The 16,577-nt window shown below is 71.9% G+C and carries 13 protein-coding genes; 3 read left to right on the top strand and 10 right to left on the bottom strand.

The window, feature by feature from the left end:
- Positions 1-184: 184 nt before the first annotated feature.
- From ACFFIC_RS25670 to msrA, 5 genes are all read right to left on the bottom strand, one after another.
- Positions 185-1,138, bottom strand: coding sequence for a sterol desaturase family protein (locus ACFFIC_RS25670; RefSeq protein WP_377055778.1), 954 nt, complete (start codon positions 1,136-1,138; stop codon positions 185-187).
- Positions 1,138-1,908 carry a polysaccharide deacetylase family protein gene (locus tag ACFFIC_RS25665; RefSeq protein WP_377055776.1) on the bottom strand — a complete coding sequence of 257 codons (771 nt, stop codon included), beginning with the start codon at positions 1,906-1,908 and terminating at the stop codon, positions 1,138-1,140. Before ACFFIC_RS25665 ends, ACFFIC_RS25670 begins: the two co-directional genes overlap by 1 nt.
- Entirely contained in the window at positions 1,889-2,872 is a 984-nt protein-coding gene (locus tag ACFFIC_RS25660) for a YncE family protein (protein WP_377055774.1), read from the bottom strand. Before ACFFIC_RS25660 ends, ACFFIC_RS25665 begins: the two co-directional genes overlap by 20 nt.
- A 159-nt stretch (positions 2,873-3,031) precedes the next feature.
- Positions 3,032-3,457 carry a peptide-methionine (R)-S-oxide reductase MsrB gene (msrB, locus tag ACFFIC_RS25655; RefSeq protein WP_377055772.1) on the bottom strand — a complete coding sequence of 142 codons (426 nt, stop codon included), beginning with the start codon at positions 3,455-3,457 and terminating at the stop codon, positions 3,032-3,034.
- Complete coding sequence (gene msrA, locus ACFFIC_RS25650) at positions 3,454-4,026, bottom strand: peptide-methionine (S)-S-oxide reductase MsrA (protein WP_377055770.1); 573 nt, start codon at positions 4,024-4,026, stop codon at positions 3,454-3,456. The genes msrB and msrA overlap by 4 nt, the downstream gene beginning before the upstream one ends.
- Positions 4,027-4,124: 98 nt before the next feature.
- On the opposite strand from msrA, the gene ACFFIC_RS25645 reads away from it, so the two are divergent.
- Positions 4,125-5,240 (top strand): serine hydrolase domain-containing protein, encoded by a 1,116-nt coding sequence (locus ACFFIC_RS25645; RefSeq protein WP_377055768.1) that lies wholly within the window; start codon positions 4,125-4,127, stop codon positions 5,238-5,240.
- Positions 5,241-5,251: 11 nt separating this feature from the next.
- The gene (locus ACFFIC_RS25640) at positions 5,252-6,340 is read left to right on the top strand and encodes a dipeptidase (RefSeq protein ID WP_377055766.1); all 1,089 of its coding nucleotides are present in this window, start codon (positions 5,252-5,254) and stop codon (positions 6,338-6,340) included.
- Between the two features lie 28 nt (positions 6,341-6,368).
- On the opposite strand, the gene ACFFIC_RS25635 is transcribed toward ACFFIC_RS25640, so the two are convergent.
- The 5 genes from ACFFIC_RS25635 to ACFFIC_RS25615 form a co-directional block, all read right to left on the bottom strand.
- Positions 6,369-8,933: a hybrid sensor histidine kinase/response regulator gene (locus ACFFIC_RS25635; RefSeq protein ID WP_377055764.1), complete on the bottom strand. Its 2,565-nt coding sequence runs from the start codon at positions 8,931-8,933 to the stop codon at positions 6,369-6,371.
- Positions 8,934-8,936: 3 nt separating this feature from the next.
- On the bottom strand, positions 8,937-10,160 hold the full coding sequence (locus ACFFIC_RS25630) for a TRAP transporter substrate-binding protein (protein WP_377055762.1): 1,224 nt from the start codon (positions 10,158-10,160) through the stop codon (positions 8,937-8,939).
- A gap of 187 nt (positions 10,161-10,347) precedes the next feature.
- Positions 10,348-11,313, bottom strand: a complete 966-nt coding sequence (locus ACFFIC_RS25625; RefSeq protein ID WP_377055760.1) for a Bug family tripartite tricarboxylate transporter substrate binding protein — start codon at positions 11,311-11,313, stop codon at positions 10,348-10,350.
- A 171-nt stretch (positions 11,314-11,484) separates the two neighbouring features.
- On the bottom strand, positions 11,485-13,281 hold the full coding sequence (locus ACFFIC_RS25620) for a nucleoside hydrolase-like domain-containing protein (RefSeq protein ID WP_377055758.1): 1,797 nt from the start codon (positions 13,279-13,281) through the stop codon (positions 11,485-11,487).
- 207 nt (positions 13,282-13,488) lie between these two features.
- A complete protein-coding gene (locus tag ACFFIC_RS25615) occupies positions 13,489-15,432 on the bottom strand; it encodes a carbohydrate-binding domain-containing protein (RefSeq protein WP_377055756.1) in 1,944 nt (647 codons plus the stop codon).
- Between the two features lie 684 nt (positions 15,433-16,116).
- Here ACFFIC_RS25615 and ACFFIC_RS25610 point away from each other — a divergent pair.
- Positions 16,117-16,344: a hypothetical protein gene (locus ACFFIC_RS25610; RefSeq protein WP_377055754.1), complete on the top strand. Its 228-nt coding sequence runs from the start codon at positions 16,117-16,119 to the stop codon at positions 16,342-16,344.
- The last annotated feature ends 233 nt before the right edge of the window (positions 16,345-16,577 follow it).

The following is a 16,577-nucleotide window of genomic DNA, read 5'->3' as shown; positions in this document are numbered from 1 at the left end:
CCCATGATCCGTCCGACAACGTGCGGTGCCGCGCGCAGCCTGCCCTTGCCGGGCGATGGTCCGCGCGACGTTGGCAGCAGCGTCCTGAGAACCGTGAGGAGGCGGATTGGTTCCATCGAGCGCAACAACGGACCGGCATCGCCGCCAGGATGGAAGAAGGCAGGATGGTTCCCGCCGCCGAACCTCAGCCGACGGCAGGACCGCGCAACGCGCGCCAGAGGCGGCGCGTGCCCGCCACCTGCTGGCGCCACCAGCCCCCGCGCACCAACTCGGCCGGGGCTTCCGGATCCCCGGTGCGGGGAAACACATCGCGCCGGAAATCGCCGGTGCGGAAGATCATGTCCCAGACGGGAAAGAGCACGGCGAAGTTGCGCCCCTCCTCCCCGGCCGAGAGCACGCCGTGGTGCAGGCGGTGGAAGCGGGGCGACACCAGCAGCCGCTCCCCCACCTGGCCGAAGGAAAGCCGGACATTGGCGTGGGACAGGCTTTCCGCCACGCGCAGAACCAGCACGATCAGCGGGAACTGGCCGGGCGGCACGCCGATGAGCAGGGCCAGGCCCCCGAACCAGAGCGCCGCGATCATGTCGTCGATCACGTGGTTCCGGTCGTCGGTCCAGAAAGTCATCTTCTCCTGGGCGTGGTGGATGGAATGCAGCGCCCACCACCAGGGCAGCGAATGCTGCAGGCGGTGCCGCCAGTATTCGCCGAAATCCAGGATCAGGATGTAAAACAGGAAGGCCAGGAAGGGCCGGCCTTCCAGCCCGGGCACCAGGGTTTCCAGGTTGGGCGCGACCCAGCCGAGATCGGCGATCCAGCCCGCCACCTGCGCCTGCACGCCGGCGAGGATCACGAAGGCCATCAGCGGCAGCACGCCCAGCCGGGCGAGTAGCGTATAGGCCACGTCGGTGCCCACCACCCGCCGGTCGTCCCAGTGCTCCACCGGGCGCCAGGCCTCCAGCGGGCGGCAGATGGCATACACCACCAGCACCTGCACGAAGCCGAAAACGAAGAAGTCCATCCAGGAGAAGGCGTCCTCCGCCCACTCCATCATGCCCAGCGCGTAGAGGGCGGGCTGCACGGCGGACTGGAACAGCCAGCTCGTGAAGGAATCGTAGAGGCGCACGGCGGCGTCGAACATCAGCGGCGGCCCTCGGCGGGCAGGGTCGCGAAGCAGAAGCCGCGCTCCTGCAGCCCGGCGATCAGCGGCTCCAGGATGCCGGCGAAGGGCTCCCGCCGGCTGCGGACGCCCCAGTGCATGATTAGCACCTCGCCGTCGCGGACCTTAAACAGGTTGCGCGACAGCAGCGCGCGGTTGGGATGGGCAGCCGCGTCCAGCTCGTCGCCGAGGAATCCGTTCGCCGTCCAGCCCTGATGCGTCAGGCCGCAGTTCCGCGCCATCGCCAGCACCCCCGGCGTGGTGCGCCCGCCCGGAGCTCGCCACAGGGGCAGCACCGGCGCATCGGGGACCATGGCGCGCAGCGCCTGGATCGGGCGTTCAAGTTCCGCGCAGAGTGCGGCCTGGTCCAGCACCTCCGAGCCCTCCCCGCCGCGCGAGGCATACCGGGTGCGGCCGGGGCCCTGATCGCCGGAGAAGTACCAGTGCCGCCAGGTGTGGCTGGCGAAGACATGGCCCTCCGCCGCGCGGGCACGCCAGAAGGATGCCCAGGCCGGGGACAGGGTGCGGTCGCCGCGCGCGGTGGGTTCGTCCGCGACGAAAAGCGTGGCGCGCACGTTGCGGCGGCGCAGGATCGCCGCGATCTCCTCCGCCTCGCGCGACCAGCCGGTGTCGATGGTCAGGTAGAGGGTGCCGCGGCAGGTGTCGCTTCCCTGGGCGGCCGCGGGAAGGGCGAGCAGCGCGGCCAGCCCGGCAAGGGCCAGCCGCCGCAGGCTAGCGCGCGGCCGTCGCATCGGCGCGTGGGCGCAGGTCGCGGGACTGGAACAGGATGCCGTGCGGCGACCGCCCGACCGGCGAGGCCGAGACCTCCCCCGTCTCGGGGTCCAGCAACGCGACCTGCCGGGTCCAGCGAAGGGTGGTCCAGAGCCGCCCGCGCTGGTCGAAGGAAATGCAGTCGGGCCCGCCCGGAACCTCGTAGACGCGCATCACGTCCAGCGTTGCGGGATCGAGCGCGGTGATGCGGCTGTCGAGCCGGCTGGTCACGTAGATCGGCCCTCCGCCCGGCGAGGGGAACAGCGCGTGCGCGCCGCGGCCGATCCGGATGGTGCGGTCCACCCGCCGCGCCTCGGGGTCCACCACGGCCACGTGGTCCGAGCCCATGATGCCCACCAGCAGCTTGCCGTTGTGCCAGATGATGCCGGCGGGCTCCCGCCCGACCTGGAGCGTCCAGGCGATCTGGCGGGTCTCGAGGTCGATGGCGGCGATGGAGCGGCTGCCCTGCACCGTGACATAGGCCTGCTTGCTGTCGGGGCGGTAGGCGATGTGGCTGGGCATGTCGCCCGGCTTCACCCGGCCCAGCAGGCTGAGGCTCGCGGTGCCCGCCTCCCAGGCATAGATGTCCACCTGGTCCCTTCGAAGGCCGGTCACCACCAGCATCTTCCCGTCGGGGCTGAATTCCAGGTTGTAGGGATTGGCGATGCGCTCGCGCTTGAGCAGCTCGCCGGTGCCCGGATCCAGGAACAGGATTTCGTTGCCGCCCGAGTCGCCCACCAGCAGCACGTCGCGCGCGGGAGAAAGAGCGAGGTGGTGAGGCTCCCGCAGAACCGGGATCTGGCGAATCTCGGCCCTTGTGGCGACGTCCACCACCTGGATGCCCGGGTCCATGGAGTTCACCACGAACAGGACCTCGGCCTCCGCGGGGCCGGGAAGAAGGCTCCAACCGCAGAGAAGGGGCAGCGCGAGGAGAAAGCTGCGCATGGACAGGTCGGCTCCGGGCCAGGGGCGGGATGCGGCGTGCGTGCGGGATAGGAGCCCGCGCCGCGCCGCGCCACCCTGTTTAGCACGGGGCAGCGCTTCTTCCATGGCATTGGCGGACGGCGAAAGCGGGACGGGCGGCCGGCAGCCCGCCCCGCCTCCTCACTCCACCGCCGGGCCGTCCTCGTCCCTGGAGTGGAAGTCGAGGGAGACCCCGTTCATGCAGTAGCGCTCACCCGTCGGGCGGGGCCCGTCGGGGAAGACGTGGCCGAGGTGCCCGCCGCAGGTGGCGCAGTGAACCTCGGTGCGCGTCATGAAGAAGGCGCGGTCGGTCCTGGTCCGGATCGCCCCCTCGATCGGCTTCCAGAAGGAGGGCCAGCCCGTGCCGCTCTCGTACTTCGTGTCGCTCGTGAAGAGCGGGGACTGGCAGCCCGCGCAGTGGAACACGCCATCCCGCTTCTCGGCATTCAGCGGGCTGGTGCCGGCGCGCTCGGTGCCGTGCTTGCGCAGGACCTTGAAGGCCTCGGGCGAAAGGCTCGCCCGCCACTCGGCCTCGCTGCGCTGGACCTGGTATTCCTCGTCGCTCATGCCGCGCGCTCCTTCAGGCGATGGGCGAAGCCCTTGCGGAACTTGGCCACCTTGGGTGCCACCACGGCGCGGCAGTAGCCGGACCAGGGGTTGCGGTTGAAATAGTCCTGGTGCTCGGCCTCGGCCGGCCAGAAGCGCGGGGCCGGGGCCAGTTCGGTGACGATCTTCCCGGAATAAAGGCCCTCGCGCTCGACCTCGGCCATCACCTCGCGCGCGGTGGCCTCCTGCGCGGGGCTCTCGAAGAAGATGGCGCTGCGGTATTGCGGGCCCACATCGGCGCCCTGGCGGTCCTTGGTGGTGGGGTCGTGGATGGTGAAGAAGACGCGGAGGATGTCGGCGAAGGACACCACCTCCGGGTCGAAGGCCACGCGCACCACCTCGGCATGGCCGGTGTTCTTGCCGCAGACCTGCTCGTAGGAGGGATTGTCCACGTGGCCGCCGGCATAGCCGGACACCACCTCGGACACGCCGGTGAGGTTGCGGTAGACGGCGTCGAGGCACCAGAAGCAGCCGCCGCCGAGAAGCGCGATCTCGGTGCCGGCAGGGGGGGCGGAGGGGGTCTGGGTCATGACGCCAATGTGGTGATTCGCCCCGCCGCCACCAAGGGAGGCCCGGCGCCCGCGCGCCCCTTTGCCCTCGCGCCCGCATGGGTTCAGTTTGCGCCCCGATGACCTTTCCCGCACCCCACCCCGCCCCCTTCCCCGAGGCCGCGCCCGAAGCGCTCGGCTTCGATCCCGCGACGCTGAGCGAGGCCGTCGCCTTCGCCGCCTCCCGCGAAACGCCATTTCCGCGCGACCTCCTCGCCCATCTGGAGGGCGGCCACTTCGAGGCCGCGCCCGACAACGAGGTGCTGGGCCCCGTGCAGGCGCGCGGCGCGCCCAACGGCCTCATCCTGCGCGACGGCGTGCTGGCCGCCCGCTGGGGGAACACGCGGCAGCCCGACATGACCTTCTCGGTGGCCAAGTCCTGCCTCTCGGTGCTGGCCGGCATCGCGCACGGCGACGGGCTCATCCCCGACCTCGACGCACCGGTTTCGGCCAGCGTGGACGACCCGGCCTTCGACGGCCCGCGCGACGGCGCCATCACCTGGCGGATGCTGCTGCAGCAGACCAGCGAGTGGGAAGGGACGCTGTTCGGCAAGGAGGACCGGATCGACCGCGGGCGGGACCTCGCCAGCGAGGGCAAGAAGCCGAAGGGCTGGCCGCGTCCCCTCGCCGCCCCCGGCGCGCACTGGGAATACAACGATGTCCGCGTGAACGTCCTTTCCCTCGCCCTGCTGCGCCGCTTCGGCCGCGCCCTGCCGGACATCTGGCAGGAGCGGGTGATGGAGCCCATCGGCGCTTCCCCCGACTGGCGCTGGGAGGGCTACCGCACCTCCGTGGTGGATATCGGCGGGGAGCCGGTCGTGTCCGTGCCCGGGGGCGGGCACTGGGGCGGCGGCATCGTCACCCATGCCGAGGACCAGGCGCGGCTCGGCCTGCTGATGCTGAACGACGGCACCTGGGACGGCCGGCGCATCCTGCCGGAGGGATGGGTGGCGGCCTCGGGCGAGCCGGTGGCGCTGCACCCGGATTACGGCCTGCTCTGGTGGCTGAACCGCAGCGGCCGCTTCCCGGCGGCCGACCGCAACAGCCTTGTCGCGGTGGGCGCAGGTGGAAACACCATCTGGATCGAGCCCGCCAGCCGCATCGTCGCCGTGTTCCGCTGGCTGCACCCGGATGCGCTGGCAGAGACCGTCTCCCGCATCGCCGAAGCCCGCACCGACACCGACCGTACCGCCTGAGGCCTGCCGCCATGACCCCGATCGACATGACCCCCGCTGACATGACGTCCGCTGGGATCGCCGCCGCCACCGACGCCGAGGCCGCCGGCCATGCGGAGATCCATGCCGGAACACTGACCCTCGACACCCACGTGGACATCCCCTGGCCCAACACGCCGGACCCGCGCGGCGAGACGCAGCGCAACGTGGACTTCGCCCGGATGAAGGCCGGCGGGCTGAAGGCGGTGGTGTTCATCGCCTATACCCCCCAGGGCCCCCGCACCCCCGAGGACCATGCGGAGGCCGGCGCCCGCGCGGAGGCGATGCTGCGCGCGATCCGCGACACCGCCCATGGCGCTGGCCGGCGCATCGTGACGCGCGTGGCGGAGCTGGAGGCCGCCCATGCGGCCGGTGCCACCGCCGTTCTGCTGGCGGTGGAGAACGGCAACGCCATGGGTCACGACCTGTCCCGCCTCGCGCTCTGGCGCGGGCTGGGGGCGATCTACCTCACCCTGACGCATGACGGGCACAACGACCTGGCCGACGCCGCCCGCCCGCGCCACGGCCGGCCGGAGCCCGCGGTTCTGCACGGCGGCCTCTCGGCGCTGGGGCGGCAGGCGGTGGAGGAGATGAACCGCCTGGGCATGCTGGTGGACGTCTCCCACGCCTCCAAGGCCTCGATGATGCAGGCGGTGGAGTGTTCGCGCGCCCCGATCGTCGCGACCCATGCCTGCTGCGCCGCGCTGCGCGCCCACCCGCGGAACCTGGATGACGCGCAGCTCGACGCGCTGAGGGATTCCGGCGGGCTGGTGCAGATCACCGCCGTTCCCGCCTTTCTGCGCGATCCCGGACCGGACGGGCGCTTCGTCGCGAGCGTGGAGGACATCGCCGACCATGTGGACCACGCGGTGCGCCGGATCGGGCTCGACCATGTCGGCCTTTCGTCGGATTTCGATGGCGGCGGCGGCGTCCGCGGCTGGATGCACGCGGGCGAGACCGGCGGGCTGACGGAGGCGCTGCACCGCCGTGGCTACGACCGCCAGGCGATCGGGGCGCTCTGGGCGGGCAACTTCCTTCGCGTCTGGCGGCGCGCGGAGGAGGTCGCGGCGGAGGGCTTCTGACGCCCTCCCCTCCAGCCGCGGCCTCGACTCAGCCCAGGGCCGGCACGCGTGGCGCGACGGGTGCGAAGCGCGCGAGCTCGGTCTGCAGCGCCTCCAGCGTCACGGGCTTGGGCAGGTAGCCGTCCATCCCCGCCTCCAGGCAGGCGGCGTTGTCGGAGTCGAAGACGCCTGCGGTCAGCGCCACCACCGGCACCGTTCCGCCTTCGGCGGGTGAAAGGGCGCGCAGCCGGCGCGTGGCCTCCAGCCCGTCCATCCCAGGCATCGCAAGGTCCATGAGCACGAGGTCGAAGGGCTCCCCGGCGCGGGCGGCGCGCAGCACGGCCTCCACCCCCTCCCCGCCGCCGCACGCGGTTTCGGCCCGGTGCCCGGCCCGATCCAGCAGGGCGCAGGCGACGAGGCGGTTGGTCTGCACGTCGTCCACCACCAGCACGCGGAGCGCGCGCCCCTCCGGCGCTGCCGGCGGGCCGTCGGGAAGGCCGGGAACCTCCGCGGCGGTCAGCGGCAACTCCACCCAGAAACGGGCGCCGCTGCAGCCCCTGGCCAGGGCCTCGGGATTGTCGTCCACGCCGATCCGCCCATCCATCGCTTCCACGATGCCGCTGGAGATGGCGAGGCCCAGGCCGAAGCCCTCGGTGGGACGGGTGTTCGCGGACTGCTCCAGCCTGACGAAGTCCCGGAAAACGTTGTCGCGCTGCCCGGGGGGCACGCCGGGCCCGGTGTCCAGCACCTCCAGGCGCAGGCGGCCCTCGCCCGCGCGAAGGCTGCGCAGCCGCACGCTTCCGCCGTGCGGCGTGAACTTCACGGCGTTGGACAGCAGGTTGAGCACCAGCTGGCGCACCCGCATGGCGTCGAGCAGCGCGCCGCCCGGAAGGGACGGGTCATGATCGGTCGTGACCGTGACCCCGGCTTCGGCGGCGGCGGGTCGGATCAGCTCCGTGGAGGATTCCAGCAGAGGCACCAGCGCGACCGGGGCCTTGCGCAGGGGAATGCGCCCGGCCTCGACATGGGCCAGGTCCAGCACGTCGTTGGCGACCCCGAGCAGGTGCCGCCCCGCGGCCTCCAGCATGCCCGCCCGCTCGCGCTGGGCCGGGGGCAGCGCCGGGTCGGAGGCCAGGGCCTGGGCCATGCCGAGCACCCCGTTGAGCGGCGTGCGCAGCTCGTGGCTCATCCGCGCCAGGAAGCGGGACTTGGCCGCGTCCGCCGCCGCGGCGTCGTCGCGCGCCGCGGCCAGGTCGGCGGCGGCGCGCTTCTGCTGCGTGATGTCCGTGCGGATGCCCACCGAACCGCCGCCGGGAACCTTGCGCTCGGTCACCAGGATCCAGCGGCCGTCGGGCAGCAGGCGCTCCACCGGGGCGGTGTTCCAGCTGTGCCGGTAATGCGCCATGGCATCGGCCACGAAGGTGGCCTTGTCCGGGCCGGCCTGCGGGTACTGCCCGTGCTCGGCGCCGTAGCGCATGATCTCGGCCAGCGTGGCGCCAGGACGGATGGCCGGGGCGCTTTCGCGGTAGAAGTCCCGGTAGCGCCGGTTGCAGACGATCAGCCGGTCCTGCTCGTCCCACATGACGAAGCCGTCGGACATGGCCTCGATGGAGGCCTCGAGCACCCGCCTCCCCTGCGCACGCTCGGCTTCCGCGCGGTTGCGCTGGCGCAGCACGATCAGAAGCAGGGCGGCGATGGCGACGGTCACCAGTCCCAGCCCGCCGGTCGCGAACAGGATGCGCCGCTCGTTCTCCTGCCAGCCCGCCAGGGCGGGGCGCATGTCCTGCACCGCGATCACCTGCATGGCCGGGTAGAGCGTGCGCCGGAGCCCGCTGAACCGCCCGCCCTCCACTCCTTCCACCAGGCGCCCGGGCAGGGGCCGTCCGATGCGGGCCTCGTCATGCGGCGCGCTGGCCAGCAGCACCCGGTCGTCGCCCCGCACCAGAAGGATGCGCAGGCCTTCCATGTCGCCCCAGGGCCCGCGGGCGGCCAAGCCGGCGGCCACCACGGGCACCGGCATCTCGGCCACCGCCAGCAGCGGCGGCAGGCCCGGCAGCGCGACGGGGCGGGACAGGAAGAGGGCCCATTCCCCCGTCGCGGGGTTGGGCGCCGGGCCGGCGACCGTGACCCCCGAGCGTCCGGCAGCCCCGGCCGGGCCGCTCGCCAGCAGAAAGGCATGAGGAACGGGAGGCGGCCTGCGCCGTGAGCCCGGCAGGGCCGCGGCCACCGGCGGGCCGCCTTCCGCCGGCAGCAGCACGATGTCGCGGAAGCCCACGGCGCTGTCGGTCAGCCCGATCAGCACCCGGGACAGCGCGGCCGATCGCGCCGCCGGGGAGGCTTCCGCGCCGATTCCAGGCAGGGCGGCGGAGAGCAGGTTCGGCAGGCCCGCCAGGGCGCTGTCCACCGAAAGGAACGAGCGGTTGATGGTCGCGGCCGCCCCTTCCGCCGCCGCCCTCACGGCGCCGTGCGCGTTGGCCTCCGCCGTGGCCCGCCCCTGCTGCACGATCTCCCATGCGGTGGTGAACTCCAGGCCCAGCAGCGCGGCCGTGCCCAGGAAGATGGCACCCGCCGCCGAGCGCGGCCGGAAGAACCGCAGGGCGCGGGGATCGGCCATGCCCTAGCGCTCCACCGGCGCCGGGATGCCAAGCGCATCGCCGATCCGCTCGTTCCAGCCTTCCGCGCATCCAGGGCCGCAGCGGTCCACCCAGCGGGGAAGCACGACCTCCCGCACCAGGCGACGGCGCAGCGCGTCATCCTCCGGGGTGACCGGCACCAGGGTCATGCGGCCGGGCGCGCGGCCCGCTTCCGCCAGCTCGGCCGGGCAGGACGCCTCCCCGGTGTTGCAGGACAGGCCCTGCCCCGTCTCGATCTCGGCGGCCTCCCACACGCGCACCTCGAGCGAGGCCAGCTCGTGCCGCAGCACCTCCTGAACGGCGGTGGGCAGCGCTTCCCAGGCCACGCGGTTGGCGCCGAACACCGAAATCCCCCAGCCCAGCGCCATGCCATGCACATGGCCGGTGACCTCGTTCAGGCCGATCTGCCACCCCGACAGGGTGCCGGTGATGGCGCAGTCCACGACTCCGGCGCGGACGGAGGCCACGATCTCCGCGAACGGCGCCACGACCGGCATGGCACCCAGGCCGGACACCCATTCCGAATGGGCGGCGGAGCCCGTCCGGATGCGGCGGCCACGCAGGTCCATCAGACCGGAGAAGGGCCGCGCGCAGAAGATCACCTGCGCCGGATAGACATAAACGGCGAGAAGCTCCGTCTCGTGCCGCGCCCGCAGGGTCGCCTCGAGCCAGGGTCGGTTGGCAGCGAGGATGCGCCTGAGGGCCGGCATGTCCGGCGCGATGCCCGGCAGCCCCAGGGAGGACAGCTCGGGCTCCTCCGCCGCGACGACGCCGAGCAGCGCCGTGCTGAAGGGCGTGACGCCCAGGCGCAGCAGGCGCAGCGCCTCCGGGCCGCGGATCCCGCTGCGGTCAAAGGGCGCCACATCCGCCGTGACCCGCCCGCCCGTGATCTCCGGCAGGCGGCGGGTCCAGAAAGGCTCCTCCAGGCGCGTGAACTGGCTGACGCCCGCCAGGCCACCGACGACCTGCAGCCGGAGCGGCGGGCCACCCGCTGGAACCGGCTGGGGATCTGGGATGACGTGGTCCATGGCCGCAGCCTGCGGCAGAGCTTCCGCGGGCGTGCCGCGGGCAGGGCTGGCCGGCAGCGCTCGGCCGGGCCCGGGCTCCAGGACCAGGAAGCCCAGGAGAAGCAGCAGGGCGGGAAGACGCGGCGCGCGGCCACGCCGGCGGAGAAGCCGGGTGCGGTCAGGGTGCCGCAGCAAGCGCATCAGGGCCGCTCCCTCGCAGGGCCGTGCCGGGCGGATGCTCACCCGGCGCTCACCCGGCAAGACTGCCGCCAGACCGCCTTACGGACAACCCGCTGGTGCATGGAAGAGCGCGGTGGCGCTCGGGCCGGCCCTTGCCGGAGGTCAGCGCCGCGCGGCGGCGGACGCCTCGCAGGCCGGCCTGCCCCTGTTATTCCAGCCGCACGCCCGCCGCCTGCACCAGAACGCCCAGCCGCTCGGCATCGCGGCGCACCAGGGCGGCTGCCTCGGCGGCCGTTCCTCCGCCGGGGATATATCCGCTTTCCACCAGCTTCCGGTTGATGGAGGGATCGGCGATCGTGCGGCCCAGCGCCGCCTCCCAGCGCCGCACCACCTCGGCCGGCAGGCCGGCCGGGCCCAGAACCATGTACCAGACGGACATGTCGTAGCCCGCGAAGCCCTGTTCCTGCACCGTCCGCACCTCGGGCAGCGCCGTCGCGCGCTCCGGCAGGGTGGTGGCCAGCGCCCGCATCCGCCCAGCCCGGATATGCGGAAGGTAGGTGGCCAGCGTGTCGATGTTCACGTCCACGTCCCCGGCCATCAGCGCCGTGACGGACTGACCGGTGCCGCGATAGGGGATGTGGGTCATCCGCAGGCCGGCCTTCTGCGCGAGAAGCTCGCTTGCCAGGTGCTGCTGGCTCGCCACGCCGGAGGTGCCGTAGTTCAGCCCGTCCGGCTTGGCGCGGGCCAGGGCGGACAGGCCGGCGATGTCCTGCGCGGGGCTGTCCGCCCGCACCACCACCACCAGCGGCAGCGTGCCCACCAGCATGATCGGGGTGAAGTCCCGCAGCTGGTCGTAAGGCGGCGGGCGCATCAGGGGGGCCACGGTGCACTGGGTGCTGACCGTGCCGGTGACCAGCGTGTAGCCGTCCGGGCGGGACCGCGCGGCGGCGGCGGCGGCCAGGGTGCCGCTGGCCCCGGGGCGGTTCTCCACCGTGATGGGCTGGCCCAGCTCCTCCTGCAGGCGCGGCGACAGCATGCGCGCCACGATGTCGGTGCCCCCACCCGGGGCGAAGCCGATGAGCATGGTGATCGGCCGGGCCGGATAGGACTCCTGCGCCGTGGCCGCGAGCGGCAAGGCGGCCAGGCCGCCGATGAGGATGCGCCGATGGACCATGCCGTCCTCCCCTGGGCCATGGGCCCTCTCGTTGGGGGGAAGTTTGAACCCACCCTGGGGAAGCCGTCCAGCGGGGCCGTGGCGCGAGCCATCGCCCTTTACCCTCCCCGAGCGACGCGCCGCCCGGGGAAGGCGGGGCCGGCAGGCCCCACGCGGCCCTCGCCTCGAGGTTCAGGCGATGAGCACGTCGAACGAGGCGGTGCCGTGGGTCAGCAGCGCGGCCTGATCCCCGGACTGCGCCTGCCCGTTCACCAGGATGTCCTCGACGTAGAGGTTCCGGTCCGTGGTGGAAGTGCCGCCCCAGGCGTCGTTGAGGAAGTCCACGCTCAGCTTGTGGCGCCCCTCCGTCCAGTTGCCGGTCAGCACCACGTCCTGCGTTTCCCCGGCGGCGCGGGAGGCGGTGGCGGTGCGCACCCCCCCGACCAGGACGCCGTCCACCTTCACGGTGAAAAGGGCATCGCCGTGCCAGGCATCCTCGGAAACGCGCACCACGATCGTGTCGGTGCTGCCGGAGGAGGATCCCGGCGCCGGGGTGGGTGCCGGAGTGGGCGCAGGGGTGGGTGCGGCGCCGCCGCCGGCCGTCGGCTCGATGCGGATCCAGTCCATGCGCGCCGCCTCGCCCCAATGCGCGGTGCCGCCGACCGAGATCGTGTCGCCCGCATCGAGCGCCAGGGTGAGGGAGTGGGTGCGGACCTGGTTGGTATCGGCCGAGGCCGACCAGGACGACACGACCTTTCCGTTGACCGAGACCGACATCGGCGAGTTGCCGTCGTTCTCGTCCATGAACCCGACCGTCATCCTGTAGGTGCCGTCGGGGCCCTCGAAGCTGCCGGTGGCGCGGCCGGTGCCCGCGGTCTTGAGCCACTCGCCCGAGGAGGCGCGGCCGTGCGTTTCCAGCGTGAAGCCCGAGAGCGACAGCGTGTCCAGCTCCGTCAGGCCGAGACCGATGCCGTCGCCCGAGGGGACGGGAACCGGCGCCGGCGCGGGCGGCGTGACCGGCGCGGGCCGGACCGGGCCGGCCTCGGGGTCCGGCGCGGAGCCAGCGGCGGGTGCCTTGGCGCGGTCGAGCCGGGCGGCGAAGTCGGCCATGAAGGCGCCGCGGTCCTCGGCCACGGTGCGGGCGCCCTTGTAGCTGCCGAAGGCCAGCGAGCCGCTGGGGTTGTCGGTCCAGTAGAGGGGCGCGGTCTGCACGAAGTCGCCGCCCCAGCTGTCGGCGGCCGGGTTGTTGTTGTCCGCCTGGTCGAGCAGGTACAGGAGGGAGGGCGTGTCGCCCATCTTGATGCCGAGGTTGGAGGCGCTGGCGCCGGACTGCCAGTGAAGCCCCTTGCTGTGCTCGACGAAGTGCTTGCCCAGGGCGCCGTGCCCGCTTGCGTTCGGGCCCACCCAGCCGGCGAGCGGCTCGTTCATCCCGTTCTCGGGCGCGTACATGCCGCGGAAGCTGGTCTGGTTGTCGATCCACCAGACCTCGCCCTTCCAGTTCTCCATCATGTAGCGCCCGGCATTCGGGTCCTGCTGGTCGACGCCGATGGAGATGATGCGGATCTTGCTAGCGATGTCGGGCGCGTCGTGCAGGGCCTGGGCGACGTCGCCGATGGCGCCCCAGGTGAGCACATAGAGGGGATCCGCCTCGCTGCCCGCGCGCGCGTTGGCGATAATGGAATTTGAGGCTGCGGTGGCGTTCGAGAAGCCGGCGGCGGGCTGGTGGTCCACCGCGCCCTGATGGACCATGGCGCGCAGGGCCTCCGGCGTCGGGTAGTCACCCGAATGCGTGCGCAGCGTTCCGAAGTCCTTGGCGTAGGCGTCGATCACCTGGTGGATGTCGGAGGCGCGGCCAGGGCCGGGCGCGCTGGCGCCGAGCCCCTTGATGTCGAGCTTGTCGGCGTAGAGCAGCAGATGGACCATGGATTGGTCGTCGTCGTTGTCGTACCCGCCGATGTCGGTGGTGACGAAGACGCGCGGCTTGCTCATGGGGAATCTCCCGGATTGAAGTCAGCGTCATGGGTCCGGCGCGTGCGGAAGGCTGCGGCGTCTCCGCCGCGCGCCGCATGCCCGGGGGCAGCTTGAAAAGGACCGGGGGCACGCCGCCGGCCCTGCGGGGTTGCGGACGGCGGCCTCGCGCGAGGCCGCCGAGGCCCACCGGCCGGCGCGGTGGTCAGCGCCAGCCGGTGGATGTGCTCAGGCGATGATCACGTCGAAGCTGGCGGTGCCGTTGTGCATCAGGGCCGCCTGGTCGTTCGACTGCGCCGCGCCATTGGCCCAGATGTCCTCGACATAGAGGTTGCGGTCCGTGCTCGCGGTGCCGCCCCATCCGTCGTTGAGGAACTCCACGCTCAGCTTGTGGCGGCCGTCGCTCCAGTTTCCGCTCAGCACGATGTCCTGGGTCTGGCCCGCGGCATGGGAGGCGGTCGTGGTGTAAGTGCCCCCGACCTGCGCGCCGTCCACCTTCACGGTGAAGCGCGCATCCCCCTGCCACGCGTCCTCGGACACGCGCAGCACGATGGTGTCGGCCGCGCCGGCCTTGCCGCCGCCGTTCTGCGCGGTGATCACCTGGGACACGCTGCTGGCCAGGCGCCCGGCGATGACGCCGTATTCCGCGTTGCTGTAGTGCACGTTGTCGGCGTTGTGCCGGTTGAGGTCGGTGGTGCTGGCGCCGAGGAAGGTGTTGGGGTCCTTGGCCACGATCTGCGCCTGGGCCGCGCGGATCGCGTCGTACTGCGCGGTCGGCACGTCGTTGGGAAAGGTGCCGAGTTCCTGCAGGAAGATCGGCAGGTCGGGATCGCCGAGCTGGCCGCGGATATAAGCGAAGGTCTTCTCGGTGGACTCAGTGAGCCGGGCCACGGTGATGTCCTTCTGGCTGCCATAGGCCTGGCGCGCGTCATCCTCGCCCTGGGCCCAGACCAGGCCGTCGAGCTGCTTGCCGCCGGACTCGGCGCGCTGGATCTGGTTCACGGCGTTGACCAGCAGGCCCGAGGGCTTGTTGGCGTTGATGTCCCACCAGAACAGGTTGCCATCCGCGTACTGGTTGGAGCCGCTGCCGGACACGCCGACGCTGATCGCGTCCACCGGGCCGCCGAGGGCCTTGGAAACCGCGCTCTCGAACACGCTCTCGCCGAGCGGGCCTCCGCTCTTGTCGCCCTGCCGCACAAAGAAATGCCCGGTCGAGTTGGACTGGCCGGCGAAGGCGAACAGGTCGAAGGCGCTGTCGGGCACCGCCGTGCTGCCGCCCGTGGAAGGCGCGGAGACCACCGGCGGGGGGGCGGCCGGTGTTGGCGCCGGGGCCGGGGCCGGGGCGGCGGTGCCGGCGGCCTCGACCTTCAGCCAGTCCATGCGCGCGGCCTCACCCCAATGGGCCGTGCCGTTGACGCTGATGGTGTCGCCCGCGTTCAGCGAAAGGTTCACCGACTGGGTCTGGTTCTGGTCGTTGTTGGCCGAGGCCACCCAGGATTTCACGACGCGCCCGTTGACCGAGACCGACATCGGCGCGCTGCCGTCGTTCTCATCCATGTAGCCGACGGTCAGCTTGTAGGCGCCGCTGGTGCCCTCGAACTTGCCGGTCGCGCTGCCGTTTCCGGCGGTCTTGACCCACTCGCCCGAGGAAGCGCGGCCATGCGCCTCCACCGTGAAGCCCGAGAGCGAGAGCGTGTCCAGCTCCGTCACGCCGAGGCCGATCTTGCCGGCGGAGGAAACCGGCGCTGGCGCGGGCGTGGGCGCCGGCGCGGGCGGCGTCACCGGAGCGGCGCCGGCGGGGCTGATGTTGACCCAGTCCATGCGCGCGGCCTCGCCCCAGTTGGCGGAGCCGCCGACCGAGATCGTGTCGCCCTGGGCCAGCGCCACGGTCACGGACTGCACCTGGTTCTGGTCGTTGTTGGCCGAGGCCACCCAGGACTTCACGACGCGCCCGTTGACCGAAACCGACATCGGCGCGCTGCCGTCGTTCTCATCCATGTAGCCGACGGAAAGGGTGTAGGTTCCGGCCACGCCGTTGAAGCTGGCAGAGGCCTGACCGCTACCGGCGGTCTTGACCCACTCCCCCGCGGAGGCGCGGCCATGCGTCTCCAGCGTGAAGCCAGACAAGGAGAGGTCCTCGAGTTCCGTCTTTCCCGTTCCGATCTGCTGCATGCCTGGGGTGCTCTGTCCTCTGTTCGCCGCGGCCGGACGGGTCTTTTGCCCGGCGGCCATGGGCTACCAACCTGCCCTTGCTTCACCCAAGACCCGATTACGGCCTGACTTCGTTTGATCAGCAGATCATCAATGAAGAACTCGCGAAACCGTGAGGATAAGGATGAAATTCCCGTAATTCTCCCTTCACTCGAGCTTTGCAACACTGTTGCATTCCAGTTGCCACGCTTGTTTCAGAGCGGCTGGCCGGGACGGCGAAGCTGCTGAACGGGCTCGCCCGACGTGGCGCAGGGCCGCCAGACCCTACGGAGCACCGCTATCGGCCCTGCTCGCTAGACATCACAAGCAGCAAGGGCAGGTCAGCCCGGACCAGCCCGAGTTCCCGAAACTCGCGAATCCGCGTGCAGTGCAGGCGTTCCCCTCCGCGCCCCTGGCTCCGGGCGATGATGAAGGGCGAGGATCTCGTTGCGGCCCGGGGAAGCAGCTTTCCCCGAGGCGAAAGGAAGGTGGGGACGCCCGGCAGGGTCTGCGTCACGCGCCGGGCTGCGGGCTCAGCCGAGCCAGTGGCGGGAGGGACGCTGAACGTGCCCTCACGATACCGGCCCTGCCGGCTTTTTAGCCTTCTTAAGTGAGGCACTGCGCCGCTTCGTGCTCCCTGCAAGACAAGCGAGCGGAGCAGGCGCCATGCATCCCGACACGACGTCCTGCGCGGAGGCCCTTCTCAGAGCGCGCGCCCAGAAGGCACGGATCGCGCTTCAGCGGGAGGTTATCACAAACCTGACCGAGCTCGGCATGACCGAACTTCTGCCGCCGGCCCGGCGCCTCCTCGCGCGCATGCAGAGCACGGACAGGCTGATCGTGGAGCAGCTTCGCAACGTGATCCTGTCCCACCATGGGGGTGCGCAGCGCTGAGGAACGCGCCCGCCCCGGCGTCGGGGGCGCCGGGCGGCCGCTGCTCCGGCGCGCAACACAGGCGCCTTTGGCCTCGCCGTCCCGCAGCTCGCTGACACGGCACGCGGCTTCCCGGGCCATGGGCCCGGGCACAAGAAATCAGAACGCGGCACGAGCACCACATCCTTGTCATACCAAGCGCCTCAGGTTTTGACCTGTGCCCAGGAGCGGCGCGTGATGGAGGCGACCTGCTC

It is taken from the genome of Muricoccus vinaceus, from assembly GCF_042433125.1.
Lineage (GTDB): Bacteria > Pseudomonadota > Alphaproteobacteria > Acetobacterales > Acetobacteraceae > Roseomonas > Roseomonas vinacea.
The sequence above is the reverse complement of the archived record's forward strand: the minus strand, read 5'-3'. Positions and strand labels throughout refer to the sequence as shown.